A 26,716-nucleotide genomic window follows, 5' to 3' on the forward strand; every position below is an offset into this window, starting at 1 on the left:
ATAAACCAAATGCACACGCAGATGACATTTATTCGTGACTCTCTTGCAGTGCAGTATCTGCTTTTGATCGCAGAGGGAGGGTAATAGTGAATTGGCTGCCCGATCCCAGGCCTTCACTGTGGCAGCTGACCGTTCCGTCGTGAAGCTGGACTAAGGTTTTGACTAGCGCTAACCCTAGGCCTAATCCACCCTGAGAGCGATCAGAGCTGCGTTTTGCCTGGGCAAACAAGTCGAAAATCAATTCCTGGTCTTCTGGGATGATGCCAATACCATCATCTGTGATCGTGATCGTCACTTGATCGTTGGTGGTTTTCAGGCGCAGACTGATATTGCCTTGCGCCTGGGTATATTTCGCAGCATTGTTGAGCAGGTTGGAGACTACCTGGACTAAACGTTTGAAATCGCCTAATACTGTGACTGGCCCCGATTCCACCGCAATGGATAGCGCTTGCTGCTTGGAATCGATCAAAGGCTTAACTTGCTCTACCGAATCGGAAATGACGGCAATCATGTCTTGCGGCGTATTTTCAATGATGACCAGCCCCCGGTTGACTCTGGACACGTCCAGTAAATCATCGACCAGCCCCACCATATGCTTTACCTGGCGCTGAATGATCTCAGTAGCATTGCGGACTCTTTTTTCATCAAATTGGCTTAAAGACATGATGTGCGCAGCCGCGCTGATCGGTGCCAGCGGATTTCTCAATTCATGCGCTAACATGGCAAGAAAATCGTCTTTTCGCAAATCGGCTTCGCGGAGAGCCTGTTCACTCTGCTTTAAAACAATTTCGTTCTGTTTCAGCGCTTCTCGTACGTTGTAGCGCTCCGTCACATCCCGGGTGGTGCCGGCCACACACTTGACCTCACCACGCTCATCAAATACCGGCACAAAAATATAGTCATACATGCGTCTGCCAAACGCACCATTAAAAAAGACTTCACCGCGAAGGGGTTGTTTAGTATTCCGTACAGTGTCAATTTCCTTATCGTGCATTTCAGCATGCCAGGGCTCATAGCCTAATTCCAGAAAAGTCTTGCCTATAGTTTCTTCATAGGTTCGGCCAAACAGCTTCAGGAGCTCTTCATTGGCGTAGGCAAAGTGATGGTGAACCTCACCGAATTCAAAAACGTAAATAAAATCAGGAACAGTATTTAAAATCGTTTCGTAGAGACGCTTGCGCTCTTCTGAGCTTTTAAGCAGTTGTTGATTTTGCAGCCCCAGGTTATCCGCTAAATGTCGCGCCGTTCGTTCACGCTGCAATAAATCCTGGCGCTCATCTGAAGTGGATTGCACCAGCGCTAGAATCTGGGATCGTGATTCCAGTCGAGCATTGAACAGGGATGCGGTCATAGCAATCGTTAGTATGCCGAAAGTGGCGATGATGACGATCAGCGCCAAACTGTCCTGACTGACACCTTCTATTGCAGCCATGCAGATACTTCCCAGCGGAAACTCTGCTGCGGCCATACCGGTATAGTGCATGCCCACAATCGCCGAGCCCATCACGATCGCTGCACATAGTCGCGTGAGCCAAACGTGAGTAGGTTCTTGCCGTAACCGGAAAGCTATCCACATGGCTGCGCCTGAGGCACCCACTGCAATCAAGGCGGATCCCACGAACAATAAAGGGTCATAAATAATGCCAGGTTGCATGCGCATGGCCGCCATGCCGGTGTAATGCATGGCGGTGATCCCGGCGCCCATCAACAATGCGCTGATAACCAGGCTTTTAAAGGGTAACTGGGGACGACTGGCTTGCCACAGGGCCAAAGCAGATACCCCGATAGGAAGCGCCAATGACAAAAACGTGATACTTAAGTCATATCCGAGAGGGATAGGCAAGCGAAATGCCAGCATGCCAATGAAATGCATGGCCCAAATGCCGGTACCAATGGCTAATGCACCACCGGTTATCCACCAGCGCGCAGCTTTTGCATCCGATTTTGTGATGGTGCTCACCAGGCTGATGGCGAAGTAAGAAGCGAAAATGGCAACGAGGATAGAGACTATGACGAGGGATGTTTGATAGTGACTAACCAACATGATTTGCCTTTTTTGCCAGTGGCTGGTTGTTCGAAGTTTTTATATGGTGATGATGTAATAAGCGCATCAAGCGCACAAATGTGTAACAATCATGCTTCATGATTCAATGCTATTATTGCGGCGCAATAATAGTTATTGCAATAGTAATATATCTTAATGTCCACATGTGCAGCTATGATAATAACGGCTTCAGACACAGTATTACCTCTGCTACGCAAAGCCACGGCAGAATTGCATGCAAAATTGGATAATAGCCTACCATTGGCCTCTTCACACCCATTAATCGAAGATTATTCTCAGCATTTGCTTGCTTTCAAACTCTGGCTTTCTGAGATAGCGGCATTTATTGACCGCACTAGTTTTCCATCAACTGAGTTTAGCCAGATCAATGCGATGCTATTAAAGCTGCTCGATCGTGATCTGCAGACACTGAAGGTCAAAGTGAGCCCTCACGCTGCTGGCAACCCAACGCCTGCCAGGCTGAGTGTTGCCTACTGTCTGGGCATCGAATACGTCGTTAAAGGTTCAGCATTGGGAACAGCCATGCTTCATCACAAGGCAACACAGCTGTTTCCCGCTGCGCCCATTGAATTTATGCAGGATTCAAAAATGCATGGCAAGTATCGCTGGAAAAAATTCCTGGATAAACTGGAGGCGCATGCATGGACTGAAGAAGACTTGGCCAGTGCCCAGGAAGGCTCCGTATGGGCTTTTCAGCGCTATATACAATTGCATGAGGTGTCTCAATTAAAATGACACAATTAACACTGGATAATTGCGATCAAGAACCCATCCATACGCCTGGATCTATCCAGCCGAATGGCGTTTTATTGGGCTTTGCACTGAATGGGGATTTGCTTTATTTCAGTGAAAATGCGGCCAGCTTTCTCGGTAATATTCCTTCTAGTGCGCTGACTAGGCAGCATCTGGAAACTTTACCGGGAGCAGCTGAATTTATTCTGCAATATCTCGAAGAGGCCAGAAATGGTCAAGCGATACTGATCACGCATGAACTCAAGGCGATTGACCACAAAGTTTATGATCTGGTGATGCACATCTATGCGGATATCGTTATCGCCGAATTTGAAATCAGAAGCCAGACTGATGATGACACCATCTCTTTTTCGGTAAAGGTGCAGAAGGCACTTAACGTGATCCGTCAGCAAAAAACCATAGCCGCAGTCATGCAATCAGCAGCTAATGAAATCAGGAACATCACCGGGTTTGATAGGGTGATGTCTTATGTTTTTCATCAGGACGACAGTGGGCACATCGTGGCTGAGTCAAAGCGGGGGGATCTGGACCCTCTTGTGAATCGCCATTACCCGGCCAGCGATATTCCTCCCCAGGCAAGAAGACTGTATATTGAAAATACGTTGCGCCTGATCTCGGACGTATCCAGCAAACCTGTGCCAGTACTTAGTTTAGGCCCTCAACCTTTGTTGGATATGAGTCACTGCATACTACGGAGTGTGTCACCTATCCACATCGAATATTTACAGAATATGGGTGTGGAAGCATCCATGAGTATTTCAATCGTAGTGAATGGAAGGCTATGGGGGCTGATTGCATGTCATCACATGTCTGCCAAACAGGTGCCTTATTCAATACGCATGGCGGGCGATGTACTTTGCCAGATACTTGGCAGTACGGTTAACCAGCTTGAAACCAAGGCTGCCGCAGACCAGAAAGTGTTAACCTCCGCTGAGCGTGCCCAACTTTCTTTAAAGCTAGTCAATTCAGAGGATTACGTTCAGGATTTGCTGGAAAGCGCGGCTTCGCTTAAAAAAATCATCCCAGCCGATGCGGTATTAATTACCTTTAATGGCAGGGTGAATCCGCTCGAAGTGAGCCCGGAATTAGCCAATGAGCTGATTCCCTGGTTAGATAGTTTAACCGAAGATTATTTTCAGTTTAGTTCGATCCAGGAGGCGCCTCACTTTTTCTCAACCTGGGGCAATGGGCTGACCGGTGCCTTGGGGTTCTCCATCGACAAAAATGATCGCAGCTGGATCATCTATCTGCGATTGGAAAAAGTGCACACAATCAGCTGGTCGGGTTTCCCCGAAAAAGAGTATAAAGTTGGCCCTCTGGGTATCCGGCTCACACCAAGAGGCTCATTTGATGAGTGGAAACAAACCATCAAAGGCCAGTGTGAGGTATGGACGCAAACCGAAATATTTCTGGCTAAAGACCTGCAACTCGATTTGTTGAAGATCACCAACGCCAAAAGTGCCGAGAATAACCGTTTACGTACGCAGTTGATGGCGATTTTAGGCCACGACTTAAGGGACCCGTTAAATTCTATCAGTATGGCGAATCAATTCCTGGAACGCGAGGAAGGCAGTTCGAAAATGCGGGCGCGGATCAAAAGCTCGACAGGAAGGATGAGCCGCTTAATTACTGATGTGATGGATATGGCCAAACTGCAGGGAGGGGTGGGCCTGAAGGTATACCCTATCGAAACAAACCTGGCCGCTCTATTGAACGAAATGATTGAAGAAAACCGGGTCGGCTACCCAAATTCAGAAATCATTTCTGATATCTTCGACATAGTCACGGTTGTCGATCCTGACAGGATTAGCCAGGTGATTGCCAATTTAATCAGCAATGCCAGGCATCATGGCGAGCTTGGCACACCGATCAAGGTAAGCCTGCAAAAAAAGGCAGAAGTGATTATGCTGGCTGTCAGAAACAAAGGCACCGAGATAGAGCCCGAATTAACCAGAATATTGTTTGACCCTTTCAAGCGCTTGTCAAAACAAAATGATCGTAATAAAACCGGTATGGGTTTAGGCCTGTATATCTCGAATCAGATCATGAAAGCCCACAATGGTGAAATCATCTACACCTATGATAGTGAGAATGGGGAAGTAGTTTTCACCCTAAAACTTGCTGCTAACAATTGATCCATTCATCAAACATTATCTTGCGAGGCCGGTTAAATATCCAAAAGTAGCCGCAGCATTCGCTCCGGATGAGTGATGAAATCATGTGTGATTTGATAATGCTCAGTGTCTTTGTACTCAGTTCTGGTGAGCCCGGCTGTAGAGCAGGAGTATATCCAGGCATCCGGGTAGGCCATCAGGATAGGCGAATGTGTGGCGATAATAAATTGCGAATCATCACCGATCAGATCATGCATTCGCGTGAGCACCGCTAACTGGCGTTGCGGAGATAGCGCTGCTTCCGGCTCATCCAGGATATAAAGCCCTTTGCCGCCAAAACGGTTCATCATCAAAGCGAGAAATGACTCACCGTGCGATTGCTCGTGCAGCGAATGCCCGCCGTACGAATCGATGATCGGTGGTCCGAATGAAGGGGCTGCGTCCAGGTTTTCTATCTCGGTGGCGACATTAAAGAAACTTTCGGCACGCAGGAAAAAACCATCTTTTGGTTGCCTTGTACCTTTGGCAACACGGATAAATTCATTTAACTGCGAGTGTGATGCACGTGTCCCGAAACGAAAATTCTTGGTACCACCTTCAGGATTGAATCCTAATGAAACCGCAATGGCTTCGAGCAATGTTGATTTCCCCGAGCCATTTTCCCCCACCAGAAAGGTGATCTTGGGGTGCAACTCCAGTGTATGTAAAGACCGAACAGCGGGAAGACAAAACGGGTAGTTTTCAAACGACTCAATCTCATCCCGTTTCAGGCTGATATTTCTGGCGTATTGAGTTGAGATCATGTTGTTTGAAATGCGATAGTAGATTGATGCCAACTTGAAGTTTAATATCAATCAGCTTTAAAAGCTTGCTAAATCCGGCTGTGAAAAATCTAGGGAATCTCTGACAGCAGAATCAGTATTGTTCTGATGATTTTAAAATCACCTCATTATTATCATTTCCTGACACTTAATAAAACCAGGCTGATTTTGAACAGGCTTGAAAAGGAGATGCAATGACTACCGAATTAAATCGCCCTATCGAGGGGACTGATCACCCGAAAGATAAATACAAAGATATCAATGTTAATAGAAATAATGACGGCAATTCAGGAAGCCCGCCTACGGATCTGGAAAAGCAACCAGGCAATGTGCCATGCGTAGACCCTGAAGACCATCCTACGATAAAAACAAAGATAGAACCGGGTCTCGTTAAACGTTTGCAATAAACATTCAATTAGTAGTACGTAATCATGCTGACACATAATTCTTACAGCAGTATCAGTTATTTTCTGATGATAAATTTGTTAGGTGTTAATTAAGATTGCACATCTGGCAACAAATTAATCAACACCTAATTCTGGAAAAGGAAAAATGATGGCTACTGACCCAAATGGCACAATTGAGGGCACTGGCGAGCAAGCCGGTCAGCCCAATCATCAGATGGATATCCATCCTGATACAAGTGACGATGTTAATCCCCCAAGCACTCCCGAGATTGAGCCTGGGAAAATTCCGGGCGTTGATCCTGAAGTGGTGCCTGGAGTCGAGCCTGAAATTGCACCCGTTATTGAGCCTGAGATCGAACCTGGAAAAATCCTGGACGATTCATTGATTCCACCTAAGAATCCTCTGTGAAAAAACACCTTCTATGGAGTTGAAAACTCGCAATTTTGATGCGGCACTTTATTGAGGCAGATTATTTTGAAATGACTGACAAGAATCTATCATACGATATGCAGGCAAAAATCCACTTTTCGAGCTTCAAACAGCTATTTAAATTTAATTCGGGAAAAACTCCTATAGGCATGCAAAATGTTTCCCTGCATTATGGTGTCCAGGGTTTGCTTTGCTACTAGGACCGTTAGGATAAGTAATTATGTTAACGGAGTGAAACAATCCCTACCCGCATTCGACAATTTGCATATTGATCCAGTGTTAAAAAAGGCATCTCCTCCGGGGTGCCTTTTTGCTTTTCTCAGTACTCGTAATCCTTGGCTTGCTCACTTTTTAGTTGCCGCATCAGACCATATGCATCCATTAGATAGCCAACGGTTTTGCCTGGCGATACTGCACATCATCCAATGTGATATCCATACCGCCCAAACTGATGCCCAATAAATTCAATAACGGGTCTAGCAATGTCCTGCCTATCTCTGCCAAAAGCGGGCTGACGATTGAAGAGATCACATTATTGACCAACCCGAGATTTAATATGCTCAACACGCTGATCGTCAACACATTCGATTGACCCAATGCATTCTGCAGGCTGTTGCCTAAGGGGCTGGTCACAGTTTGCGCCAGGGGCAGGTGATTCTCGATCGGATGCGCGACAGTGAATTCCATTGTTTGCGGATTAGGCGGCTGCAATGGAAGATTCAGGCCAATATCCGCGATGGGAATATTCAATAGGGTCGAAATCCTGGCTGGCTGCGTACCCGCGATATTCGTCAGCGTCAGCGCGGCAATACCCGGGCTGGCTTCGATTTCCACTTCGGTGTCGCCATCATTGTGGCGGATACTGCGCAGGCCGGCAGAGCCTTGAGCCACTTCGACACCGAGTGCGAGGTCAATACGTGCCAGCAACGGAATATTCACCAATACAGCTACGCGCGCCCTGAGCTGGGCGGTGCGTGCCTGGGTGCATAAGCCTCCACTTTCCGCAGCCGGGCCGATAGCCAGTTGAGGTGGTTCAATGATAGTCACCTGCGCATTGACGCTGGTGAGTGACGGCACATTGATGCTCAATGGCAGGGTGATGGCATTGACGCCATTAGCGATCATGGCTGCGGTGGTGATCATGGATAAAGCATTGAGCGCCACAGTCGCGGCAGCGTTGGCGTCGGGCGTCCTGACGGCCAGCACATCACCCAGTTTGAGCGTCGCGGTTTTCACGGTCATATTGGCTATGTTCTGTATCGCCGAAATCGCTTGTATGTCTGCCACGCTATTGCGTGCTGCGGCAGTAGCAATCAGGTCCAGTAGATCACCAATTTGCATATTGGTGTTCAATAAACCCTCTACCGTACCGCTTTGCCCGGAGACGGCGAGAATATCTTGCAAGGTCACTGTCGTGGCTGCAATACCTCGATAGGTGAGTGCATCCAGTGAGAGTGGCCCACCAAGCATGCCTCCTAACAAACCGTTTAATAATACAGATTGCTGGCTGCTGAGATTGGTGGTGAAGCTGCCTACGCCAAAGGTTGCCAGGGATGGATCAGAGACCGATACTGCTTCGGCATGTAAAGCGACCGTGCCGCCAAACATGCCACCCGCCACCATGCTGCTAGGCACCACTCTAGTGGCCCTGACGTACACCGCGCCACGACTGCCGTCGGCAGTGAACTGGCGTATGCCTTGTACGGTATCCAGTTTGCCTAACAGCACCTGGTTCGGCGTTGCTGATAATTGGCCATCAAAGCCGTTATTGACGGCTGCCTGTTGTGCCATTTGGGTGACACTTTGCTGGCTGGCATCACAACCGAGATGGCGCGCGGCATGGATTGCGGCCATATCGGCAACGGTTTGCAAATGTTTTTGTTGCATCCACAGGCGTCCACTGTCTACCACCAGGGCTGTCAGCAGCAATGCCATCAGCAATAATAGTCCTCCGACGAGTCCAATGGACCCGCGCTGGTAGGGATATTTAGCGAGCGGTCCGCATCTCATGCTCAAAGAATTCCGGAATCGGTTTTTCAAAGCTTTTGAGGTAGCGGGTATGTACTTTATCCATGACTTCGCCGGAGTATGGCTGCGCCTGGGTTGAGGCCGATTTCCCTGAACGTTGCAGTTCCAGCCATTGCTGTGTTGGCAACAGCGTTGGGATGGATGGTGTGATTCCCGATGACTGGCTTGAAGATGGCTGGGCTGAAGGGTATGCTGCCGTGGCATGCGTAGGCAGGCTCTGCACTTCTTCTGCCAGCGAGATATGGATACTTAATAATCCACTCAGCATACAAATAAATAAACGGCTCATGATGATCTCCTCATTGCTCAGGGGGTAGCTACAGGGCCGATTTTATTGCCCGCTTGGGTCATTTTCTTCAGTTGCTGCATTTCATCGGCGACAATGCCGAACTGCTTGGCAAACGCCTCTGCGCGTGCGGTATCGCCTTGCTGGTAAAGCAATAAAATAAGGTTATGCGCAGCCTGTCGGTAATCAGGTGCCAGTTCCACCGCCGTCAGGAATTCATGCAAGGCGGCGTCATGCTGGCCGCTTTGCATCAATACATAACCGTGATCATTGCGGATAGTGTGTTCGGTAGGCAGTGTGTTACTGGCCGCTTTCAGGTAGCGCAATGCTTCAGGCAGGTTGCCGGCACTGCTGGCGATCAGGCCCAAACCTCGATAGGCGTGCCCGGAAACGCAGCTGTTGGTTAACTGTTCGTAAATCACCTGTGCCTGTTGCGCACGCCCGGTTTGGCGCAGGCCATGTGCGCGCAATAATTCTGCGCGTTCACTTTTTGACTTGATCGCATCGAGGTGGGCGATGGCGGCGTGGGGTTTGCCATCTGCCAGCATTTGTTGAATCAGCGCCAGACGCGTGGACTCTTCGGGGACAAGCTCTGTGCAAGCCTTGTCTGCCGTGAGCTTAATGGGCGCTTTCGCATCAGTTGCCATCGCATTTAATGAGGGTTGCAGGCAAAGGCAGGCGAGTGTGATTATCAATGTGATCGATCTCATAAACCATTTACTCCATTCAGGGCTTTGGATAGCCCCATAAAGCCTGGCCCAGCCAGGAAAATCATCAGTGCCGGAAACAGGAATAAAACCATCACCACCGTCATTTTGGCAGAAAGTTTGCTGACATATTCGCGCAAATCCGACACCTGGCGTTGCTCAACCAATGTAGTGTATTCCGCCAGTGAATCCCGGATATTACCGCCGTAGCGCGTGACCTGTTTAAGCATGGCGATGGTGTCATTCAACTCCATCACTTCCAGTGGCGCAGCCATCTCGATCAGCGCGTCTGAACGGTCCTGGCCTGCCTGTATCCGGTTGATCACCAGTTGCAACTCATTGGCCAGATTGGGAATCAGGTCCTGGCCTTGCTGCTCAATGACCAGCAAGATATGCTCCATCGACAGGCCCGCTTCAAACAGCATGCGCAGCAAATGCAAAAACGGAATCACTTCCTTTCGGATAGCGTCCCGACGGCTTTGTGCCTTCCAGCGGAGCAATCGGCGGACAAGCACAAAGCTTGCGGCAAAGGCGAACAGCAGATGGAACAGGACATTGATCCAGGTATCCTGATTCAATATCGCGTAAGCCGCTGCCATCAACCCTAGTACCAGCGGTAGCAGCCATGCGGCCAGTAAAAAGGTGAGTTTTGCCTTGGTGCCAGGCCAGCCTGCCTGTACCAGCAGACGTTGCATTTCTTCCATTTCGCTGCTTGAGACCTTGTCCAGTACGTCATGCACGACTTCTTCAAGGTCGAGTGGTCCAAGCCGGGTCGAGATGTGAATACCTTCCTGCTGCAAAGCCTCACGGAAACGGCGCTGTATATATCTCGGGTGGCTGTCCTTGAGTGCGCCATATAACATCAGGCCTGCTGCTAACAGCAAAAACACCAGAGAAATCGGCCACAAAATGTTCATTACACACTCCGCAACATGCGCCAGAGGATAAATGCGCCCACGCCTTGCAGCATCAGAGCGGTCATCAGCAAAGTTTTGCCGGTAGGATCATCCAGCAGCATATTCAGGTAGGTCGGGTTCATCACCATGATGTAGATGGCGATGGCGAGAGGCGTGGTCCCCAGTACCCAGGCCGACATCCGGGTTTCGCCGGTCATGGCTGCCAATTCCCGACGAGCCAATTCCTGCTGGCGGACCATTTTGACTATGCTATCCAGCATGTCGCGCGGACTGCCGCCATACTGATTGCTGATCCGCATGGCTAACGCGATCAGATTGAGTTCACGCAGGTTGTGCAGCTTGGCTGCCTCGGTCAGGTTCTCCACCATGTCGGCGCCGAGGTCGGCGGCACGTGTGACGCGGTCTACGACATAACGCAAGGGGGGCACCGACTCGTTGGCTGCAAATCTTATTGCACTCTCCAGGCTGCGCCCGGTGCTCAGGCTGCGTAACAGCTGGTCAATAAATAGGGGGATCTGGGCGATGGTCTGCGCCTGACGGCGGCGTAAACGGCTATAGGGTAGTAAAAATCCGAAGGTGAACAGGGTGATGCCGGCAATCAGGGTTGCGCCGGCAAGGCCATAAATCAGCCAGCCGATCATGCCTATCAAGATCAATCCGGCCGGGATCAGAAATGCATGTTTCTTTTGCAGGTCAAAGCCGATATAGATAGAGGCACGTGTTTTGAATTGGTGCCAGGGCGTTTGCTGTGCACCGGGCACAACTCCGGCTACAGTAATGCCATTCGGCAATACCTCCCGGAAATGGCTGACCATCAGTTCGCGGATGCGAGCCTGCCTGCTGTACCTGAATATCCAGACGGCGAGCAGCAACATGCCAACAGAGACCAGAATAATGCATACCACGAGTGTAGTCATGCCTGCCTCCGGAATGGCAGGTTCTGTAATTTTCGGGTGCAAGGCCTGACGCCAGGATGAGCAAAGTAGCCGGTGGATGCGTCGTAAGCGTATAGCTCGTTAAGCACAAATTGGTCATCCCTGACACCGGCGATCTCGGTAATTGAAATGACTTTACGCTGCCCATTCGGCATGCGTGCAATCTGTACCACCAGTTCAATGCCGGCCGTAATCATCTTGCGCAAGGTACTTTCCGTGCCTTGGAACCTGGCCAGGCCAGCCAGCATCTCGAAGCGCAGCATGGCGTCTTCCGGGCTATTGGCATGCACGGTACTCATACAGCCATCATGACCGGTGTTCATGGCTTGCAGTACGTCCATCACTTCTTCGCCGCGGACCTCGCCCAGCACTATGCGGTCTGGCCGCATCCGCAAGGAGTTTTTTACCAGCTCGCGGGCGGTAATTTCGCCATTGCCATCAATATTGGAGGGGCGGGTTTCCAGCCTGACCACATGCTCGTGTTCAAGTTGTAACTCGGCTGCATCCTCAATGGTGACGATGCGTTCATTAGGGGGAATAAACCGGCTGAGCACATTCAGTAAAGTGGTTTTACCGGCACCGGTACCACCGCTCACGATCAGGTTGCAGCGGCGTTCAACCGCTGCAGTCAGGAAGGCCAGCATTTCCTCATCCAGCGTGCCATATTGCAGCAAGTCGCCGGAAAGTAACGGTTGCTTGCGGAATTTACGGATAGAAAGACAAGGACCATCCAGCGCCAGCGGTGGAATGATAGCGTTGACCCGGCTGCCATCCGGTAAACGGGCATCCACCATCGGGCTGGCTTCATCGATACGGCGCCCAAGGTGAGCGAGAATGCGGCGGATCACGCGCAGCACATGCTCATCATCGATAAAGCGCAAGGTGGTGGTTTCCAGCCTTCCATCGCGCTCGATAAATATTTTTTTCGGGCCGTTGACCAGGATGTCGTTGATGCGGTCATCTTTGATCAGGCTTTCCAGCGGGCCGTAACCGGCCAGTTCATCGACCACTTCTTCTACCAGGTTATCCAGGTCATAACCACTGATAGGCAGGTGTCGATCAGCCACATAGGCAATCACTTTTTCGCGCACATAATCAGCAACTTCGTCACGCGTTAGCTCCAGCAATCCCAAGTGGTCGCGTTCGATTTCTGCAATGAGGTGCTGATGCAACTGAAACTTGAGTTCCTGGTAGTCTTGCGCCTGTTTCAGGCCGTAATCGAGTCCGCGTAGCTGGAAGTTCATCTTATGTCCCTCTACAGCCTATCAGCAATAGGTGTGATTACAGAAATCAGCTTGTGTAGCAAGCCATTCGTTTTCTCGGTTTGCCTGGCCTTGCCATCCATGAGTTTATCAGCCAGTTTGCGCACACTGACGCTATAGGGGTCGTTTGGCGATAGCTCAAACATACTCTCACCGGAGTTCATGGTGGCAAGGCGTGCCATGCCTGAAGATGACAGGCTGGAGAGCAATGGCAGGCCAAACGATTGGGCAATACTTTCGGCATCCGGCGGCATTTTGGCCAGGTAGCGATCAACGACGACGCCGGTATTCGCGAGCGAGACTTTTTCCTCACGCAGGTGTTTGATCAGCTGCATGTTTTGCCTGCAACTGGGCACACTTTGCTCGACCAGTAAAACGATCTGATCGACATTGCCCAGCAGCAACAACAGAAAATCAGAATCGACCATGCCACCCAGATTAAGCACAATGCGCGAGAAATGCCGGCGCAGGCTGCGTAACAGTACGCACACATCGGCAGCAGTGAATTGGGCACCGGTCCAGGAATCTTCCGGCATAGACAATACGGTAAGGCCACTTTTATGACGGCCAAAACCGGTTTGAATCAGGGTGGAGTCAATACGCCGCAAACTGCGGATAGCATCAATAAAACTGTACGAAGAAGTCAGGCCAAGGTAGAGCATGGCGTCACCATGCGGTACGCCCAGGTCCAGCAGCAAGGTAGGTTCTGTCTCCTGGATCGCCAGGGCTAGATGCAATGCAAGCATAGGCGAGTCGCTGCCTGGCCGGGCACTCACCACTGCGGTGATTTTGCCGTGCTGGTCATTTTGCAAGGCTTGCAAACCACCTTCTCGCGGAATCAAACGTTTGACCTCGGCGATCACTTCGCTGGTGCGGGTGCCGCTTTTGATAAAGTCACGTGCACCCAGGCGTATCACGGTGAGCAACAGGTTCTGGTCAAAAGAATCCGCCACCACGATCACCGGCAGGAAAGGCTTGGCCGCAATAATACCTTCAATCAGTAAGGCTTCTTTCCTATATTCTGCTGGATTCAGCTGTACAAAAATAATGGAAGCGCCGATGGCATCCGAAAGTTGTATCACCCGGTCAATGGAAGGTGAGTCGGCAGGAATCATTTCGCCTTCATCCCGCAGCGATTGACCCAGCCACTGCAGGCATTCCTGGCTTTGGGTAATGGCAATAAAGCAGTTGCGTTCGCTCATGGTTTACCTCGAAAAGCCGGTTGCAGGGATTCCAGTATCGGGCTTGGGGCCTTTCTGGAAGAACAGGTCGCTGAAGCTGGGGTTGTAGTCACGCAGGTTGCCACCCGGCATCGCAGGCAGTGCCGCATCCCTGGCGATGGGTCGCACCAGGTGCGGTGTGACTATCATCAGCAGCTCTTTATCCTCGCGGTCAAAGCGGGTAGAGCGGAAAAACGCACCTATGATCGGCAGGTTGCCTAATCCTGGCACCTTGTCCACATCCTGCAGTGTGTTACGGCTGACCAGCCCGCTGATGACAAAGCTTTCACCATCTCCCAGCGAAACACTGGTGTCGGTCCTGCGTACGCGCAAACCCGGGACAGCCACTCCGCCACTTTGCACGGCATTGGTAAAATCAATTTCACTCACTTCCGGGGATACTTTAAGAAAGATTCTGTTCGCATCCAATACCGTGGGTGTCAGCATGAGACGCACGCCATATTCTTTGTAACGAATCGTCACTGCCCCTAAACCGCCTGCACCAGACTGGATCGGGATGGGGAACTCACCACCAGCGAGAAAACTGGCACTTTGCCCGGAAGAAGCGGTCAGGCTGGGTTCTGCCAGTGTGTACGCAAAACCATTGGCTTCAAGAATACTTAGCGTGCCAAGTAAGCCTCGGGTTGCATTACCGGCGACAAAGTTGAAGGCATTTGGAACAGGTAAGAATCCGGAAGCGCTATCGAGCGTCAAATTCTCGCCAGCATTGCCGTTAAAAGTAACGGGAGGCCCTCTGCGAACTCCACTAAGATTACCAGGAGAGCCTATCGAAAGAGTGGTGTTACGACTATTCTTACCCAGGAAAAATCCGGCGCGCATCATATTCTGCTTGCTCACTTCTACCACTTTGATATCAATCTGCACTTGATTGTCGAAGCTGCTCAAGGTGGCATCCATCGGCGTCGAGCTCTCTTTATCAATGGCCTGGCGCGCGAGGGTATGGTCTTCCAAAGATTCGGCTTCACCTGAAATCGCCACCTGATTACCCGCTGGCAGCAATTTGATATTTTTAGACAGTTTCAGGCGTTGCTGTTCAAGCTCGGTATTCACCTGAACCGCGACTTTGATACGTTTTGCGGGTATGGCTGCTTTTTCACTTTCCCAGATGGCAATTTCAGTCACACCGGCTTGTTTGCCGGTGATCATGACATTGCGTGAGGTCAACATACTGATGCTCACGACATCGGGGTTGCCAACTGCTACACGCTTGACCTGTTTGGTATGCACATACACCTGCTGGTCACCAACTGCCAGATTCAAGGCACTGGTATCTTCAGCTTGTGCTGGCAGTGCAAGGCCGCACAACAACATTAACCAGATATGTTTCATATTGGACATGCTGATCCCCTGGCTTCCTGACGATTATCTGGCCACATCGATGACCTCTGTTTCATCGCCGCGATGCACAATCACCCGTTCGCGTTTGGGGGTGGCTGAGAATGGCTTGCTGTGTGTATTGCCTTGAGAGGGGTCGATATTCATCTGAGCAAGCCCGGGTGCTTTGACACCAGGTGAATGGGAAACTTCGCTCAGCCGGATAAGCTGGTCACTTGCCACCGCAGAGCCATTGGGAGCAGCGGTTTCGCCGCGCAAAGCCAGCCGTAAAGAGCCGGTGCTATCTGCCAGCATCAGTTTTGCCATATCTTGTGCATGGACTGCCAGGATGGCAGAACGGCTATCTTTACTGTTCTTGATATCGGATTTATTATCGGCACCCAGTTTGGCCGGTGTTGAAGGGGGCAATGGCTCCGGCTGGCTGGATTCATTTTCACCGGTGAGTGTGCCATAAGCCAGCACCTTCACATCGTTAAGTATTACCTGTGCCGAGCTGATCTCGCCGGTTTCACGCTCCGAACGCAAATACAGCAATACATCTACATGATCACCTGGCTTGATGAAGCCACCCACACCAACCACTTCATTCACCTTGATGGCGACTGCACGCTCATGCGGGGCCAGGGCCTGGCCAAGCACGCTGCTGGCAGGGAAATGCGAGGCATGGAACGGTGCGCCTTTGAGGATAGGTGTCGTGATTGTTTTGCCAATCAGCGATTGTGGATCGCCAAACGACCGGTTGTCTAAGTGCGGGCTGGCGGCAGTTTCCAGGTCTTCAAGAACCAGCACATGCCCGGCCGGTAAAGTGTTTCGGGCAATGACGTTTGTATAGGTTGGTGTCACCACGGTAATGGTGTCGACTGGTTTTTTCTGGCTTAGCCGATAACCTACATAAGCAGTTACAACGGCAGCAATCACCATCAATATCGCCAATACACGCAAAAATGTACTGTTCATGATGCCTTCCTTTTCTTGGTATTGTTTTAAAGCTCGATGACTGCCTTGCCTGCCAGATCGGCAGGCACTTTCGGTATCTGCCCTATAATGGGTAATGTCAGTATCGGGATTAGCGGGTCTGCGGCATAGCCGCTATACACCACGCTGACTGTAAGTTGGTTGCCGTTCATGCTCAATTGCACCCGGCTGTTACCCGCGCCCAGTACTTTATCTTTGGGTTTACTCGGGAGCCAATTCAATGCATCGCCCACCACACTCCGTACCTTGGGGTCTACACCATTGCTCAGATAAGCCAGGTTGTTAACGAATGCCAGGCGGTCTACTGCTATCGCTGCGCGTGCGCCTTCTTCAGCGGCATGCACAAATGCAGATTGCATCAACATCACCATGGCATAATTGACCATGGCATAAAACAGCGCAAAAAAGAGCATGAATAGCATCATGAACTCGATAGCTACCGCGCCTTTCTCCCGCATCAGGTAACCAGTTTTTTTCAAGGGTATCCTCATGTCGCGATCCTTACTGCCACTAGCAAGCCCACGCTCAATGCTGCGCCAAAAGGTAGCCATCTCCTGCGTGTGATTGTGTGTGCGCGAAACCGAACAATAAAAAGATAAGCAATGCCCAAACCAACCGCTAGCAAAGCCGCCATTACAAAGGCAAACAGCATGAGGTAATGACCGCCAACCAGCGCAATTGCCAGCAATACCTTGACATCGCCGGCGCCTAACAGGCGTGCCGCATAAGCGGGTAATGTCAACAGCAGGCTAATGGCTGCGCCAAGCATGGCTGACTGTATGCTTGTATCTAGTAGTGAATGCCCAGAAACCAGCAGCCAGCAGAGGGCAACCAGGCACATACCCAGGGTCAGGATATTCGGGATGCGCCTTGCGTGCAGATCTGTTACGGCAACGGCCAGGCACCAGGCAACTACAATCATTTCAGCAATAGTCATGCTATGCGTTCTGATTGATCGCCAGGTGTACTGGCGATGGATGCGTGGCTTAAGTCAGCGCTGTCTGCAGGCTGGTAAAAATGGTAGTGATAGCCGTATTGATAGGCTGGACAAACGTGACAAGTGCAATAGCCACCATGGCTGCAATCAATGCATACTCAATGGCACTGGCACCTTCTTCGTCAGAGATGAGATTTACACACGCTGTTTTGATCAAATTGAACATTTTAATTCCCCGGAATATTGTTAAGCAGGTATTTCTAATAACCCACGTTACACACATTTAAAAAACAGTACTCTTAAGGTACTTCGATCAACAAGTGAATGCCTGACGTTAACAGTGCTGCAACTTAACTCTATTACGCCAAACATGTATTGCTCTAAATGTAATTAGCAACTAATGTGCCAGGATTGTTAATATTCGTGAAACAAGAATTAACTATTTGATTTAAATATAGTTTGTGCAAATAGTATTGCATAATTTGACAATAGTTGCTATTGCCGCTTCACACATTTTGCCTCAAACCTGACAAATAATGACAATGATGTGTGTAAATGTAAATGAGCGGCAGGGATGTGGTGCCGCTTTATGCTTTATCCACATTGTTTACTATTTGCCATTCCGCCCGGTTACGTCCGTTCTCCTTTGCGCGATACAGGCATTGATCGGCTTCTTGCACCAGTGTTTGCATGTCATTGTGAGGGCTAGGCAGAATAGTGGCAATCCCCATGGAAATAGTGACGATGTCATGTGTGGATTGCTCGTGCCTGATATTCAATCTGCGGACGGCACTCAGCATGTTTTCGCTGATATTCTGTGCTTCGTTCAACGAGGTATGAAACAGCACTACGGCAAACTCCTCGCCGCCATAACGGGTCACGGAATCCCCTGCCCGGCGCGCGCAACCATCCAGCGCCAGCGCCACCTGGCGCAGGCACTCATCTCCTGCCTGATGCCCATAGGTATCATTGAATTTCTTGAAAAGATCCACATCCACCATCATTAACGACAGCGGTACTTTGGAACGGCATGCCTGTGCCCATTGATTCGCAAAATTGACATCAAAACTCCGCCGGTTGCCTATGCCGGTCAGGCGGTCTTCCCATGAAGCCTGCTCTGACAGCACTTGTTTCAGCAGTACATCTATCATTATTTTACGAATCTCGCTTGCTGATGCCCACAGTGTGGCACCTACCAGCACCAGCATGACCATAACCATATGCAGGGTTTCAAAATCGAGGAAAGGGGTTGCCAGCAGGAGCGGCACATAGACGCCAGCAGCAAACGCAAAGAAAATAGGCAGGAACACCACCAGGCGAGGCAGCGCCACAATCACACCGATAAGCATGATAATCAAAATAGCAGCTTTGCTTGGACGGCTTAACAAGGGTAGTGCGATGGCAAGCGCCCCCCAGCCTAGGCCGGCAATGGCCGCAGCCGCGACATGGCGGTTGATACGCGCCAATTCTATACTGACGTTACTTGAAAGAAAGTCCAGACGGCCCAGCCACCAATGCCAGGCATGTGCGACAAGCAACCAGACATACCATACGCCGGCATAACTTGTGTTGATATCCCAGGCCAGCATGCCCGCAGCAACAAAACCGCTAAACAATACAATCAACTTGCTGCTGTTTTTGCCTCGGTAAACATGACGCAACTCTTCGCAGGCAAGGTCATGCGGATCGAACTCGAGAGTCTTGATGGCGATTTCTCTTGTTTTTTTAATCAAAATCCGATCCTGTTCTTATTGACTTTTGGAGGTGGAGTGCGGTTTTTCAATGCTAGAACCATCTTAAACTATCTGTGAATCCTTACAAGCATGGGTATAAATATTATTTTGCACTTAATATGTAAGTGCATTTTGCAAATCTCATTCACGATAAGGGCGCTCATCAACGGAAAGCCCGGCAGCATCATTGAATGTGCGTAGCATTTGCAGCCGATATCATGAATACAGCCTGTTGCTGATGACGGTATCAACCAAGGTTGATAGACCTGTGGAAGCTGTTGGTGATGATGGCCTGTTCGCATAGAATGAAGCCGTTGGCTACAGCGCATGATGTTATAAAGCACGCGTTAAACTCAATTCAATACACAATCATCACTCAGGCTGTATTAGGGCTGGACTGATTAGGATTAAATAAGCATGGCCAGGATTTAATGGCTTTTTTAGGAGGTAATCCAATGACATCGATTTACTCACCGGAACACCGGGCATTACAGGAAGAATTCGAAACCACCAAACTCGCAGAATTGTTAGACAACGGCTGGATTCATGAAACAATTTCCGATGAAGAGAAAGCTTTTATCGCTAGCCGTGATATGTTTTTTCTTTCTACTGTCGATAGGGATGGCATGCCCACCGTATCTTACAAAGGCGGCGGGGTAGGCTTTGTAAAAGTGCTGGATGAAAGCACCCTGGTTTTCCCTGGCTTTGATGGCAACGGTATGTTTTATTCGGTTGGCAATATCGACGGACAGGGCAAAGTCGGCATGCTGTTTATTGATTTTGAAACGCCGCATAGAATCAGGGTGCAGGGTACCGCCAAACTGGTACGTGAGCATGCATTGATGGCGGAATATACAGAGGCAAAGTACCTGATCTTTGTGACGGTGACGAAGATATGGGTGAATTGCCCGCGCTACATCCACAAATACAAAAAGATTGATCAATCAAAATATGTGCCGGAGCCCTGTAAAGTGACGCCGATCCCCACTTGGAAAAGGCTGGATATCGTGCAGGATGCCATCACGCCTGAAGAAAAAGCGATTGCAGAATCTCAAGGCTTGGTGAATCTGGAGCAATATGAAGACAAAGTGAAACGTGGCGAAGGTTAGTGGCGCATACCTTATCAAATCTTAAATGTGTGTCGCCGTGAGTGCTCCTGGTCGAATAATCAGGAGCACAGTTTTTATGCTGGTTAGCCGCATTCACTAAAAGCAATTTGTGATCTGGCCTCATTGCAAGTGGCAGATGCCCCTGGCACATGGCTGCTACCTGATGTGCAAAATAACCTATTGCGGCATGACAACGGGTGTCTTTTTATAGTGGTTTTTGCATTAAACCTTAGCTAATTAATTACCTGAATAAAATTTCTTACATGACAATCAGAACCAGCTTATAACGCTTTTATTTAAACTGCTTTATATTAACAATAGGAAATTATTTATTAAACAAATGACCAATTTTAACTCTTAAAATACAAGGAGATAATGATGGCTTTGAATAGTGACTTAAAAAGCAGAGAAGTGAAAATAGCGAATAGAATTCTGCTGGATACTGATGGTGCCGTGCATACAGATGCATTTGGAAATAATGAACGCCATGATCCGGATGTTTCAAGTCCCGGCCATGAAGACACGGACATTACCAAACCCGTTGAAAGAGATCTGTATGACGATTTTTACCCGGATGATAATCCAGATGATCCAGATCCCGGTCTCTATCAGATTAACCCTAATGTGAAGAAAAAGGACATCAATAAACGTGCTGGTATATAAATTTCAGGCAGTCGGTTTCATATAAAGCCCCGCTAAATTCAGCCGGGCTTTTTGATTTATATGTGTTGGTTTATATTTGAGCAACCCAATCGCATCACTGCAGATCCTTGGCATCCACTGCGATGCAATCTGAAATAGTCCTTAAGCAAGTCAGATTCAGTAAGTGACCTCCTACAGCGAAATGAGCACCTAACTGATAGAGCCATAACGCAAAACATTATTTAATTCATCACGCTTAGAAATAATTCATTTTGACCACCGGCGCTGCATGAGTAGCGCTTAATTTGAAAAGGATATAACAATGAAAAAAATAATGATCGCGATTTTATTCTCAACCGTTTCAATGTCTAATTATGCGGCTGAGAGCAAAGATGATGGCGCTAAATTAGGGACATCTAATAGCCCACAAGTTGAGAGACAGCAACGTTACACCGACAAGGGCCCTACAGATGTAAACCAGAACGGTGTGCCAAACGATGCCAGCAACCTGGGCAACGCTGATACTCCTCAATTGAAAGAGCAAAACAAACGCACTGACAAAGGCTCTGCTGACCGCCCATTTAAAAGACAAAAAAACAAAGTGCTGAATAACAAAGATGAAAAAGCCGGCACTACCAAAGGCAACCCGGTGCAGCCGACTGAGTATGAGGCCGCTCCACCTGCCACTACCAACTAACACTGAGGTCAGCACAATGCCTGGTATGTGAAACCATGCCAGGCATGCACCTCATATGGATAATATGTAATCGACTTGATTGGATGACATTATGACAACGCTACAAGTGATTAATGAGGTTGCAAGTGTCATCAGTGCAGTCATTAGTGTAATAGCGCGTTCGGTGCTTAAAGTTTTACCTGTCCTGGTTGTGATGTTGATCGGGTTGGCTGCCATGGATGTTTTTGTAGGTGCAGTGTTTGAAGAAGAAGCACATACTCAAATGCCTTTCTTATCTGATAGAGAGCCGTCTGAGATCCAGCTTGGTTCAACTGTTGCAGTCAATACGCGCGCTGTGAGCCCAGAATAGCAACAATCACTTGCGATGTTATCCCCCGTAGTTAAGAAAATTTCGCTTACGGATTCAGATATACCCTCATAAAAGCCCTGATCAATCGAATAGAGATGCAAAAACTTGGGATACACAATGAAGGATCTTTATCAGTTTTTCGATGATGACTCCAGTACTTATACTTATGTACTGACAGATGATGAAACCAGGCAGGCGGTTATTATTGACCCGGTAGACCAACATTTGCAGCAATATATGTCATTGCTGGCAGATGAAGATTTAAAGCTCACCTATGTGTTAGAAACCCATGCACATGCCGATCACATTACTTCAGCGGGAGTGTTATGTTCCTTAACAGGGGCAAGGGCCGCCACACCTGTCCACTGTAAAATCACCGCTGCAGAAATCCAGTTAGATGATGGTCAGGAATTATATTTTGGTAAGCATCAGGTGATTAAAGCTATTCACACTCCAGGGCATACTTCCGGGGCGATGACCTATTTCTGGAATGGTAAATTATTTACTGGCGATAGTCTGCTCATCAATGGCTGTGGCCGCACAGATTTCCAGAATGGCGATGCGGGTGCACTGTATGACAGTATCACGCAGCGACTATTTAGCTACCCTGATGAGACCATGGTTTATCCTTGCCATGACTATGATGGCAAGAAGCATTCTTCAATAGGCGACGAGAAGCGAAATAATAAAAGGATAGCCGGAAAAAGCCGCGAAGAATTTATCCGCATGATGGATAACCTGGATTTACCACCGCCAAAAATGATGGATAAAGCCGTCTCAGCCAATTTGAAGTTAGGTTTACACACCAGGCATGCAGCTGGTGTTTGAGGTGCAGGAATACCCAACAAGTACGCATTTTTCTCGATCTATGGTTGCATATCATTATTCGGCCAGTCACGGCTTTTATGAACTACTTTTTTATTTTCCTATTCATATATCTATTTAAAACAATAAGGTGAACCCATGGATTTGAACTATGAAGTTAAAAATTCCAACCAGTTTGATCGCGTCAGAAACTCAACTGATGAAGATATCAATGAGCAGATCGATCGCGTAACAAATACCAATATTGATTACTACTCGACCAGGCCGGCATGGGAAGTGAAGCAGCGCATTATTGCCCTGGAAAAAGAGTGGGATACGGAGCGCGTCCTGGAAGTGAATGCCTCTACCCTGGCACTGACCGGCCTAGTGTTGGGATTAACGGTTAACAAAAAATGGCTTGCGCTCCCGGCAGTGGTGTTGCCGTTTTTATTACAGCATGGCCTGCAAGGCTGGTGCCCACCATTGCCAATCTTGCGGAGGATGGGAATCAGGACGCGCGATGAAATCGATAGGGAAAAGTATTCATTACTTGAAAGTTTAAAATCCCGACCGGATTAGCTGGCGAATGAAAGTATCCACACAACCACCCCGGGGTTAAGGCCCCGGTTTTTTGTACGATGATTCCTACGTGAAATTCAGCTGAAACGGTATACAGCGTTTTCCACAAACTCTGCATGATTGAGCCTCAAGTCAATGAGTCGTCGTGTTATTGCACAACATTCATTTTCGACATTTATGGCTTAAGATTTAGGAGAGGTTCATGCTGCACACAATTCTCATCGTAGTATTAATTCTTGCTCTCATCGGCGCCTTGCCAACATGGTCACACAGTTCTAAATGGGGCTACTATCCAAGTGGCGGAATTGGCCTGGTACTCTTGATCCTGATTATTCTCGCACTCACTGGTGGCGCATAAGGTTGTGTCTCACTCGCTTTAACACCATTGATAAAAATTTCTAATGAAGTGAGGTTGTCATGATGAACAGCGCTGATGCTTCAAGTAATGAGAATAACGGCATATCTTTAGCGACGATGACTGCAGGCATCATTGCCGCCGTAGTCTTCCTTTTGATTTCCTCTTTGCTTTCTAATGATACTAGCTGGCCGATGACCAGTGATCGTGTGTGGATGACCAGAACGTTAACCGGGGATGAGATCGCACAGACGAAAGTAGGGGTGACATCTGGCGTCCAGTCAGAGATCGCTTCCAAGTCAGAGTCTCAAGATGAAGAAGGACATTTTCTGGATGCTTTGTATCGCACCGAGTTTATGCGTATATTTACTGAACCTACGTAATAGTATCGTTAGCAATAAAAATATGGGCTTACCATCCAGTTGTTGATAGCGAATCTATATCAAGAAAATGAGTAAAATTTTTTATAATTTAAAGTAAGGGAAACGTCATGCAAAAAAATCTATGGAAAGTTGCTGTGCTTGCATTGTTATTGTCTGCTTGTAAAAGTACGCCTATGAATCCGGCGCAGGTGGACCCAAGCGTTGCGCGGCCAATCCCGCCCGCTCAGCAGGAAAACACTAACGCTGACGCAGCTGCCAGCCCAAATAAAATCACAATCAAAACTGTCGAGGTGGATTCCAGTAAAGATCAAATGAGCGCAGCTGAGCTGGCTAAACGCCAGATTTTCTTTGATTACGATAGTGATGCTATCCGTGACGAGTACAGAGCTCTGATTGAAAATCATGCCAAATATTTAGCTGCACACCCACAAACGAAAGTCGTGTTACAAGGTAATACCGATGAGCGTGGCACCCATGAATATAACCTGGCCTTGGGACAGCGTCGTGCCGTTGCAGTTAAAAAAGCACTGAATGTGCAAGGCGTCAATGATCAGCAGATCGAAACGATAAGCTATGGCGAAGAGCGCTCAAAACAAAACTGTGCGGAAGAAGATTGCTTCCAGCATGACCGTCGCGTTGATGTTGTATATTCAGGTCAATAAATAGCTGCATTGATTTGCCTGAATAGTTTCAGGCTTTCAAGATACCCCTAATGCTTCAGGACGAAGCATTAGGGGTTTGCGTTAGAGGAATGCTATTTACCAATTCTCATCCATGTCTGCAATAACATCATTACGTCAGATAACTCCTACCTGCTAATCAGTATTTACCTATACATTTATCTTTACCTAAATGCGATTATGGATACCTACAAAGTGGCTGGCTTAGAGTCATTTTGTTTCCCTGAGACACCCTAATTTATCTCCCCACTTCGGTGGGGATTTTTTTTAAAACTGAATTAATCGCTGATTATCTTTGATTAAAGATCGCTTGATCTCAAAAATTACTCCAGTTCTGATTCAGTGGATTCTGACAAAAAACTCAGGCAAAACCGGCTATCGGATTTGGATGGAAGCCAGCATGCTTAGTCAGAAATTAAGAACTATTAGTCAGGAATTAAGAATTAATCGCTACACATGTGATTTGCAAATAACGATAAAGGCTTAAATGCAAAAAGGGAACTTAACAAAAGGAATGCTAAATATAGTGACATCCATGGTGATTTCGGCAAGCATCGTCGTTGCTTCTATCATGATGATGTTTATTATATTTATCACGACCATTATGTTGATCGGGATCGTGTTTAACAATGATTCGATTAGCGGAAATAATGTGAGCTACACATCCAAGAGTAAGCACTAATCAAATCCTGAAAAGCTTGCATGGGCGTTTTCTTATCAAGTCAAAGCCCAAGTCAAGTCAAAGCCCAAGTCAACTCAAAGCCCAAGTCAACTCAAAGCCCAAGACTGATGGATTCAATCTTTTCATAATCCAGTGGCTTGGTTACATGGAGATCGAAACCCGCTGCCAATGCGGTTTGCCGGTCAGACTCGGTACCATAACCGGTGAGTGCGATTAAATAGCATTTGCTGAGTTTTTCACTCTGGCGAATGGCCCTTGCAACTTCATAGCCTGTTATATCGGGCAAACCAATATCCAAGAATATAATATTTGGTTGAAATTCTTCTGCGGTTTTAAGGCCTTGTTTGCCCGAGTTGGCAGTCTTTACATCATTACCAGCTAATGCTAATAAATCCGAGAGGGTGCTGGCTGCGTCTTCATTGTCGTCGATGACCAGTACTCTGTTTTTTTCTTTGGGTAAATCCTGCGCGGCATGTTCTACCACCGCAGATTTGATTTCATGTTGCGGCGATTCTACCGGCTTTAAGTCCTGTGAACATGTACTGCCTTTGTTGATGTCAGGAATGGTCACGCGAATTTCACCGTCATGCAGTGTGAGGTTTTTACCAGTGATAGCCCGATGTCCACCCCTTCCTGCGCGTGATCCTCAGATTCAAATGCTTTAGTCATGCCGATACGTGCATTTTTCATCGCAACGATTAATGCATCTACCGAAGCTGCTGCATTATCCTTGATGTGACCTGCAACAAGTTGCAGTGTTGAATCCTGACGCATTTAATCTCCACTGTCGTTACTGGTAAGTGACTTTACTATCTATTCCAAAGAACTATGAATGCTTGTTCTTTTAACCAAAATTGTTTCCAAAGAGCCAGTCTATCTGGTTTTACGGGTTTGTGGGAGTGCTCAAAGCCTGGTCGGATTCGCAATCATCTGCATGCTTTGAGTTATGTCTTTTGAACAAAATCATCCACCACATGCATACATTTTTCCTGCGGCTAACTTCACATGGGAATTATTCCTGAATATGCTCAGCGGTTAAAGGAATGCTGGCTATTAATTTATAGCGGAGTATGCTTAAACTTTTAAATTAGCTATGTTTGGCTGTTTTTTATTGCCTGATAATTAGCATGCGCGCAAAATTTAATCCCTTACTTGAAGAATCAAGTGTGTAAATACCTCCGATCAATTTACGGAAGGATATTCATGATGAGCTTTGAAAACAAACCCACAGATGCATTGATCAGAATTGCTAAAGCCGGCTTGGGGTTCACCCTTGTCGCCAATAGCAAAACGGCTGAAGATATCCATCAATTGGCGAATGCGGCCGCAGAAAGCGGCGCTAAGATCACGTTCATTTACAAACCTGAACCGGACCTCTCTGCAGGCCAATCCGCGCAATGAGTTGAGATTTGAATCGTGTGAAATAGAGATTCATAGGCAAGTTGCCTAACGAAAGCACTAAAATGAGACTCCAGGCATCAGCCATGAGT

Annotated in this window: 31 protein-coding genes; 14 read left to right on the plus strand and 17 right to left on the minus strand. The window is 48.2% G+C overall.

The annotated features are described in order from the left end of the window. Positions 1-28: 28 nt before the first annotated feature. Entirely contained in the window at positions 29-2,044 is a 2,016-nt protein-coding gene (locus VK958_RS07985) for an MHYT domain-containing protein (protein ID WP_325240507.1), read from the minus strand. Between the two features lie 174 nt (positions 2,045-2,218). Between VK958_RS07985 and VK958_RS07990 the strand changes: the two genes are divergently transcribed. After that, a complete protein-coding gene (locus VK958_RS07990) occupies positions 2,219-2,800 on the plus strand; it encodes a biliverdin-producing heme oxygenase (protein WP_325240509.1) in 582 nt (193 codons plus the stop codon). Then, the gene (locus VK958_RS07995) at positions 2,797-4,953 is read left to right on the plus strand and encodes an ATP-binding protein (protein WP_325240511.1); all 2,157 of its coding nucleotides are present in this window, start codon (positions 2,797-2,799) and stop codon (positions 4,951-4,953) included. Before VK958_RS07990 ends, VK958_RS07995 begins: the two co-directional genes overlap by 4 nt. Before the next feature lie 32 nt (positions 4,954-4,985). On the opposite strand, the gene VK958_RS08000 is transcribed toward VK958_RS07995, so the two are convergent. Next, a complete protein-coding gene (locus VK958_RS08000; protein ID WP_325240513.1) occupies positions 4,986-5,735 on the minus strand; it encodes an AAA family ATPase in 750 nt (249 codons plus the stop codon). Positions 5,736-5,947: 212 nt separating this feature from the next. Between VK958_RS08000 and VK958_RS08005 the strand changes: the two genes are divergently transcribed. Beyond that, entirely contained in the window at positions 5,948-6,160 is a 213-nt protein-coding gene (locus tag VK958_RS08005) for a hypothetical protein (protein ID WP_325240515.1), read from the plus strand. A 148-nt stretch (positions 6,161-6,308) separates the two neighbouring features. Beyond that, positions 6,309-6,569, plus strand: a complete 261-nt coding sequence (locus tag VK958_RS08010) for a hypothetical protein (protein ID WP_325240517.1) — start codon at positions 6,309-6,311, stop codon at positions 6,567-6,569. A gap of 402 nt (positions 6,570-6,971) precedes the next feature. On the opposite strand, the gene VK958_RS08015 is transcribed toward VK958_RS08010, so the two are convergent. The 13 genes from VK958_RS08015 to VK958_RS08075 form a co-directional block, all read right to left on the minus strand. Next, positions 6,972-8,600, minus strand: coding sequence for a TadG family pilus assembly protein (locus VK958_RS08015; protein ID WP_325240519.1), 1,629 nt, complete (start codon positions 8,598-8,600; stop codon positions 6,972-6,974). Continuing rightward, complete coding sequence (locus VK958_RS08020) at positions 8,578-8,907, minus strand: DUF3613 domain-containing protein (protein ID WP_325240521.1); 330 nt, start codon at positions 8,905-8,907, stop codon at positions 8,578-8,580. Before VK958_RS08020 ends, VK958_RS08015 begins: the two co-directional genes overlap by 23 nt. A gap of 17 nt (positions 8,908-8,924) precedes the next feature. Further along, positions 8,925-9,614 (minus strand): tetratricopeptide repeat protein, encoded by a 690-nt coding sequence (locus tag VK958_RS08025; RefSeq protein WP_325240523.1) that lies wholly within the window; start codon positions 9,612-9,614, stop codon positions 8,925-8,927. Continuing rightward, positions 9,611-10,528, minus strand: coding sequence for a type II secretion system F family protein (locus VK958_RS08030; RefSeq protein ID WP_325240525.1), 918 nt, complete (start codon positions 10,526-10,528; stop codon positions 9,611-9,613). The genes VK958_RS08025 and VK958_RS08030 overlap by 4 nt, the downstream gene beginning before the upstream one ends. Continuing rightward, positions 10,528-11,445, minus strand: coding sequence for a type II secretion system F family protein (locus VK958_RS08035; RefSeq protein WP_325240527.1), 918 nt, complete (start codon positions 11,443-11,445; stop codon positions 10,528-10,530). The genes VK958_RS08030 and VK958_RS08035 overlap by 1 nt, the downstream gene beginning before the upstream one ends. Beyond that, positions 11,442-12,707, minus strand: a complete 1,266-nt coding sequence (locus VK958_RS08040; RefSeq protein ID WP_325240529.1) for a TadA family conjugal transfer-associated ATPase — start codon at positions 12,705-12,707, stop codon at positions 11,442-11,444. Before VK958_RS08040 ends, VK958_RS08035 begins: the two co-directional genes overlap by 4 nt. 11 nt (positions 12,708-12,718) lie before the next feature. Next, entirely contained in the window at positions 12,719-13,927 is a 1,209-nt protein-coding gene (locus VK958_RS08045) for a CpaE/TadZ family protein (protein WP_325240531.1), read from the minus strand. A 3-nt stretch (positions 13,928-13,930) separates the two neighbouring features. Beyond that, positions 13,931-15,304 carry a type II and III secretion system protein family protein gene (locus VK958_RS08050; protein ID WP_325240533.1) on the minus strand — a complete coding sequence of 458 codons (1,374 nt, stop codon included), beginning with the start codon at positions 15,302-15,304 and terminating at the stop codon, positions 13,931-13,933. A gap of 24 nt (positions 15,305-15,328) precedes the next feature. Further along, entirely contained in the window at positions 15,329-16,258 is a 930-nt protein-coding gene (cpaB, locus tag VK958_RS08055; protein WP_325240535.1) for a Flp pilus assembly protein CpaB, read from the minus strand. Between the two features lie 26 nt (positions 16,259-16,284). Next, a complete protein-coding gene (locus VK958_RS08060) occupies positions 16,285-16,767 on the minus strand; it encodes a TadE/TadG family type IV pilus assembly protein (RefSeq protein ID WP_325240536.1) in 483 nt (160 codons plus the stop codon). Next, positions 16,764-17,213, minus strand: coding sequence for a prepilin peptidase (locus tag VK958_RS08065; RefSeq protein ID WP_325240537.1), 450 nt, complete (start codon positions 17,211-17,213; stop codon positions 16,764-16,766). The genes VK958_RS08060 and VK958_RS08065 overlap by 4 nt, the downstream gene beginning before the upstream one ends. A 49-nt stretch (positions 17,214-17,262) precedes the next feature. Next, positions 17,263-17,439, minus strand: a complete 177-nt coding sequence (locus tag VK958_RS08070; RefSeq protein WP_325240538.1) for a Flp family type IVb pilin — start codon at positions 17,437-17,439, stop codon at positions 17,263-17,265. A 361-nt stretch (positions 17,440-17,800) separates the two neighbouring features. Beyond that, a complete protein-coding gene (locus VK958_RS08075; RefSeq protein WP_325240539.1) occupies positions 17,801-18,946 on the minus strand; it encodes a GGDEF domain-containing protein in 1,146 nt (381 codons plus the stop codon). Between the two features lie 455 nt (positions 18,947-19,401). Between VK958_RS08075 and VK958_RS08080 the strand changes: the two genes are divergently transcribed. The 9 genes from VK958_RS08080 to pal all read left to right on the plus strand — a co-directional run bounded on the left by VK958_RS08080 (position 19,402) and on the right by pal (position 24,526). Beyond that, on the plus strand, positions 19,402-20,055 hold the full coding sequence (locus VK958_RS08080; RefSeq protein ID WP_325240540.1) for a pyridoxamine 5'-phosphate oxidase family protein: 654 nt from the start codon (positions 19,402-19,404) through the stop codon (positions 20,053-20,055). 378 nt (positions 20,056-20,433) lie between these two features. Then, positions 20,434-20,718, plus strand: coding sequence for a hypothetical protein (locus tag VK958_RS08085; protein ID WP_325240541.1), 285 nt, complete (start codon positions 20,434-20,436; stop codon positions 20,716-20,718). A 301-nt stretch (positions 20,719-21,019) separates the two neighbouring features. Next, complete coding sequence (locus VK958_RS08090; RefSeq protein WP_325240543.1) at positions 21,020-21,394, plus strand: hypothetical protein; 375 nt, start codon at positions 21,020-21,022, stop codon at positions 21,392-21,394. A gap of 91 nt (positions 21,395-21,485) precedes the next feature. Then, positions 21,486-21,743 carry a hypothetical protein gene (locus tag VK958_RS08095; RefSeq protein WP_325240544.1) on the plus strand — a complete coding sequence of 86 codons (258 nt, stop codon included), beginning with the start codon at positions 21,486-21,488 and terminating at the stop codon, positions 21,741-21,743. Between the two features lie 117 nt (positions 21,744-21,860). After that, positions 21,861-22,571 (plus strand): MBL fold metallo-hydrolase, encoded by a 711-nt coding sequence (locus VK958_RS08100; protein WP_325240546.1) that lies wholly within the window; start codon positions 21,861-21,863, stop codon positions 22,569-22,571. 135 nt (positions 22,572-22,706) lie between these two features. Next, positions 22,707-23,126, plus strand: coding sequence for a hypothetical protein (locus VK958_RS08105; RefSeq protein WP_325240548.1), 420 nt, complete (start codon positions 22,707-22,709; stop codon positions 23,124-23,126). 202 nt (positions 23,127-23,328) lie between these two features. Further along, on the plus strand, positions 23,329-23,484 hold the full coding sequence (locus VK958_RS08110; RefSeq protein ID WP_325240550.1) for a DUF3309 family protein: 156 nt from the start codon (positions 23,329-23,331) through the stop codon (positions 23,482-23,484). A gap of 59 nt (positions 23,485-23,543) precedes the next feature. Then, positions 23,544-23,864: a hypothetical protein gene (locus tag VK958_RS08115; RefSeq protein WP_325240552.1), complete on the plus strand. Its 321-nt coding sequence runs from the start codon at positions 23,544-23,546 to the stop codon at positions 23,862-23,864. 107 nt (positions 23,865-23,971) lie between these two features. Continuing rightward, positions 23,972-24,526: a peptidoglycan-associated lipoprotein Pal gene (gene pal, locus VK958_RS08120; RefSeq protein WP_325240554.1), complete on the plus strand. Its 555-nt coding sequence runs from the start codon at positions 23,972-23,974 to the stop codon at positions 24,524-24,526. A 791-nt stretch (positions 24,527-25,317) separates the two neighbouring features. On the opposite strand, the gene VK958_RS08125 is transcribed toward pal, so the two are convergent. Together VK958_RS08125 and VK958_RS08130 are read right to left on the minus strand one after the other, a co-directional pair. Continuing rightward, positions 25,318-25,797 (minus strand): response regulator, encoded by a 480-nt coding sequence (locus VK958_RS08125; RefSeq protein WP_325240555.1) that lies wholly within the window; start codon positions 25,795-25,797, stop codon positions 25,318-25,320. Further along, complete coding sequence (locus VK958_RS08130; RefSeq protein WP_325240557.1) at positions 25,794-26,000, minus strand: hypothetical protein; 207 nt, start codon at positions 25,998-26,000, stop codon at positions 25,794-25,796. Before VK958_RS08130 ends, VK958_RS08125 begins: the two co-directional genes overlap by 4 nt. Positions 26,001-26,429: 429 nt before the next feature. Between VK958_RS08130 and VK958_RS08135 the strand changes: the two genes are divergently transcribed. After that, positions 26,430-26,627, plus strand: a complete 198-nt coding sequence (locus tag VK958_RS08135) for a hypothetical protein (RefSeq protein ID WP_325240559.1) — start codon at positions 26,430-26,432, stop codon at positions 26,625-26,627. Positions 26,628-26,716: the final 89 nt, after the last annotated feature.

The organism is Methylophilus sp., assembly GCF_035460085.1.
GTDB lineage: Bacteria > Pseudomonadota > Gammaproteobacteria > Burkholderiales > Methylophilaceae > Methylophilus.

What these genes read in the sequence shown, in the direction of transcription:
- VK958_RS08050 (WP_325240533.1), bottom strand. Translation starts at nt 15,304, where the DNA reads ATGTCCAATATGAAACATATCTGGTTAATGTTGTTGTGCGGCCTTGCA.
- VK958_RS07995 (WP_325240511.1), top strand. Translation starts at nt 2,797, where the DNA reads ATGACACAATTAACACTGGATAATTGCGATCAAGAACCCATCCATACG.
- pal (WP_325240554.1), top strand. Translation starts at nt 23,972, where the DNA reads ATGCAAAAAAATCTATGGAAAGTTGCTGTGCTTGCATTGTTATTGTCT.
- VK958_RS08115 (WP_325240552.1), top strand. Translation starts at nt 23,544, where the DNA reads ATGATGAACAGCGCTGATGCTTCAAGTAATGAGAATAACGGCATATCT.
- VK958_RS08135 (WP_325240559.1), top strand. Translation starts at nt 26,430, where the DNA reads ATGATGAGCTTTGAAAACAAACCCACAGATGCATTGATCAGAATTGCT.
- VK958_RS08000 (WP_325240513.1), bottom strand. Translation starts at nt 5,735, where the DNA reads ATGATCTCAACTCAATACGCCAGAAATATCAGCCTGAAACGGGATGAG.
- VK958_RS08030 (WP_325240525.1), bottom strand. Translation starts at nt 10,528, where the DNA reads ATGAACATTTTGTGGCCGATTTCTCTGGTGTTTTTGCTGTTAGCAGCA.
- VK958_RS08010 (WP_325240517.1), top strand. Translation starts at nt 6,309, where the DNA reads ATGGCTACTGACCCAAATGGCACAATTGAGGGCACTGGCGAGCAAGCC.
- VK958_RS08110 (WP_325240550.1), top strand. Translation starts at nt 23,329, where the DNA reads ATGCTGCACACAATTCTCATCGTAGTATTAATTCTTGCTCTCATCGGC.
- VK958_RS08085 (WP_325240541.1), top strand. Translation starts at nt 20,434, where the DNA reads ATGGCTTTGAATAGTGACTTAAAAAGCAGAGAAGTGAAAATAGCGAAT.
- VK958_RS07990 (WP_325240509.1), top strand. Translation starts at nt 2,219, where the DNA reads ATGATAATAACGGCTTCAGACACAGTATTACCTCTGCTACGCAAAGCC.
- VK958_RS08040 (WP_325240529.1), bottom strand. Translation starts at nt 12,707, where the DNA reads ATGAACTTCCAGCTACGCGGACTCGATTACGGCCTGAAACAGGCGCAA.
- VK958_RS08015 (WP_325240519.1), bottom strand. Translation starts at nt 8,600, where the DNA reads ATGAGATGCGGACCGCTCGCTAAATATCCCTACCAGCGCGGGTCCATT.
- VK958_RS08100 (WP_325240546.1), top strand. Translation starts at nt 21,861, where the DNA reads ATGAAGGATCTTTATCAGTTTTTCGATGATGACTCCAGTACTTATACT.
- VK958_RS08005 (WP_325240515.1), top strand. Translation starts at nt 5,948, where the DNA reads ATGACTACCGAATTAAATCGCCCTATCGAGGGGACTGATCACCCGAAA.
- VK958_RS08035 (WP_325240527.1), bottom strand. Translation starts at nt 11,445, where the DNA reads ATGACTACACTCGTGGTATGCATTATTCTGGTCTCTGTTGGCATGTTG.
- VK958_RS08095 (WP_325240544.1), top strand. Translation starts at nt 21,486, where the DNA reads ATGACAACGCTACAAGTGATTAATGAGGTTGCAAGTGTCATCAGTGCA.
- VK958_RS08060 (WP_325240536.1), bottom strand. Translation starts at nt 16,767, where the DNA reads ATGAGGATACCCTTGAAAAAAACTGGTTACCTGATGCGGGAGAAAGGC.
- VK958_RS07985 (WP_325240507.1), bottom strand. Translation starts at nt 2,044, where the DNA reads ATGTTGGTTAGTCACTATCAAACATCCCTCGTCATAGTCTCTATCCTC.
- VK958_RS08065 (WP_325240537.1), bottom strand. Translation starts at nt 17,213, where the DNA reads ATGACTATTGCTGAAATGATTGTAGTTGCCTGGTGCCTGGCCGTTGCC.
- VK958_RS08020 (WP_325240521.1), bottom strand. Translation starts at nt 8,907, where the DNA reads ATGAGCCGTTTATTTATTTGTATGCTGAGTGGATTATTAAGTATCCAT.
- VK958_RS08105 (WP_325240548.1), top strand. Translation starts at nt 22,707, where the DNA reads ATGGATTTGAACTATGAAGTTAAAAATTCCAACCAGTTTGATCGCGTC.
- VK958_RS08025 (WP_325240523.1), bottom strand. Translation starts at nt 9,614, where the DNA reads ATGAGATCGATCACATTGATAATCACACTCGCCTGCCTTTGCCTGCAA.
- cpaB (WP_325240535.1), bottom strand. Translation starts at nt 16,258, where the DNA reads ATGAACAGTACATTTTTGCGTGTATTGGCGATATTGATGGTGATTGCT.
- VK958_RS08130 (WP_325240557.1), bottom strand. Translation starts at nt 26,000, where the DNA reads ATGCGTCAGGATTCAACACTGCAACTTGTTGCAGGTCACATCAAGGAT.
- VK958_RS08080 (WP_325240540.1), top strand. Translation starts at nt 19,402, where the DNA reads ATGACATCGATTTACTCACCGGAACACCGGGCATTACAGGAAGAATTC.
- VK958_RS08045 (WP_325240531.1), bottom strand. Translation starts at nt 13,927, where the DNA reads ATGAGCGAACGCAACTGCTTTATTGCCATTACCCAAAGCCAGGAATGC.
- VK958_RS08070 (WP_325240538.1), bottom strand. Translation starts at nt 17,439, where the DNA reads ATGTTCAATTTGATCAAAACAGCGTGTGTAAATCTCATCTCTGACGAA.
- VK958_RS08090 (WP_325240543.1), top strand. Translation starts at nt 21,020, where the DNA reads ATGAAAAAAATAATGATCGCGATTTTATTCTCAACCGTTTCAATGTCT.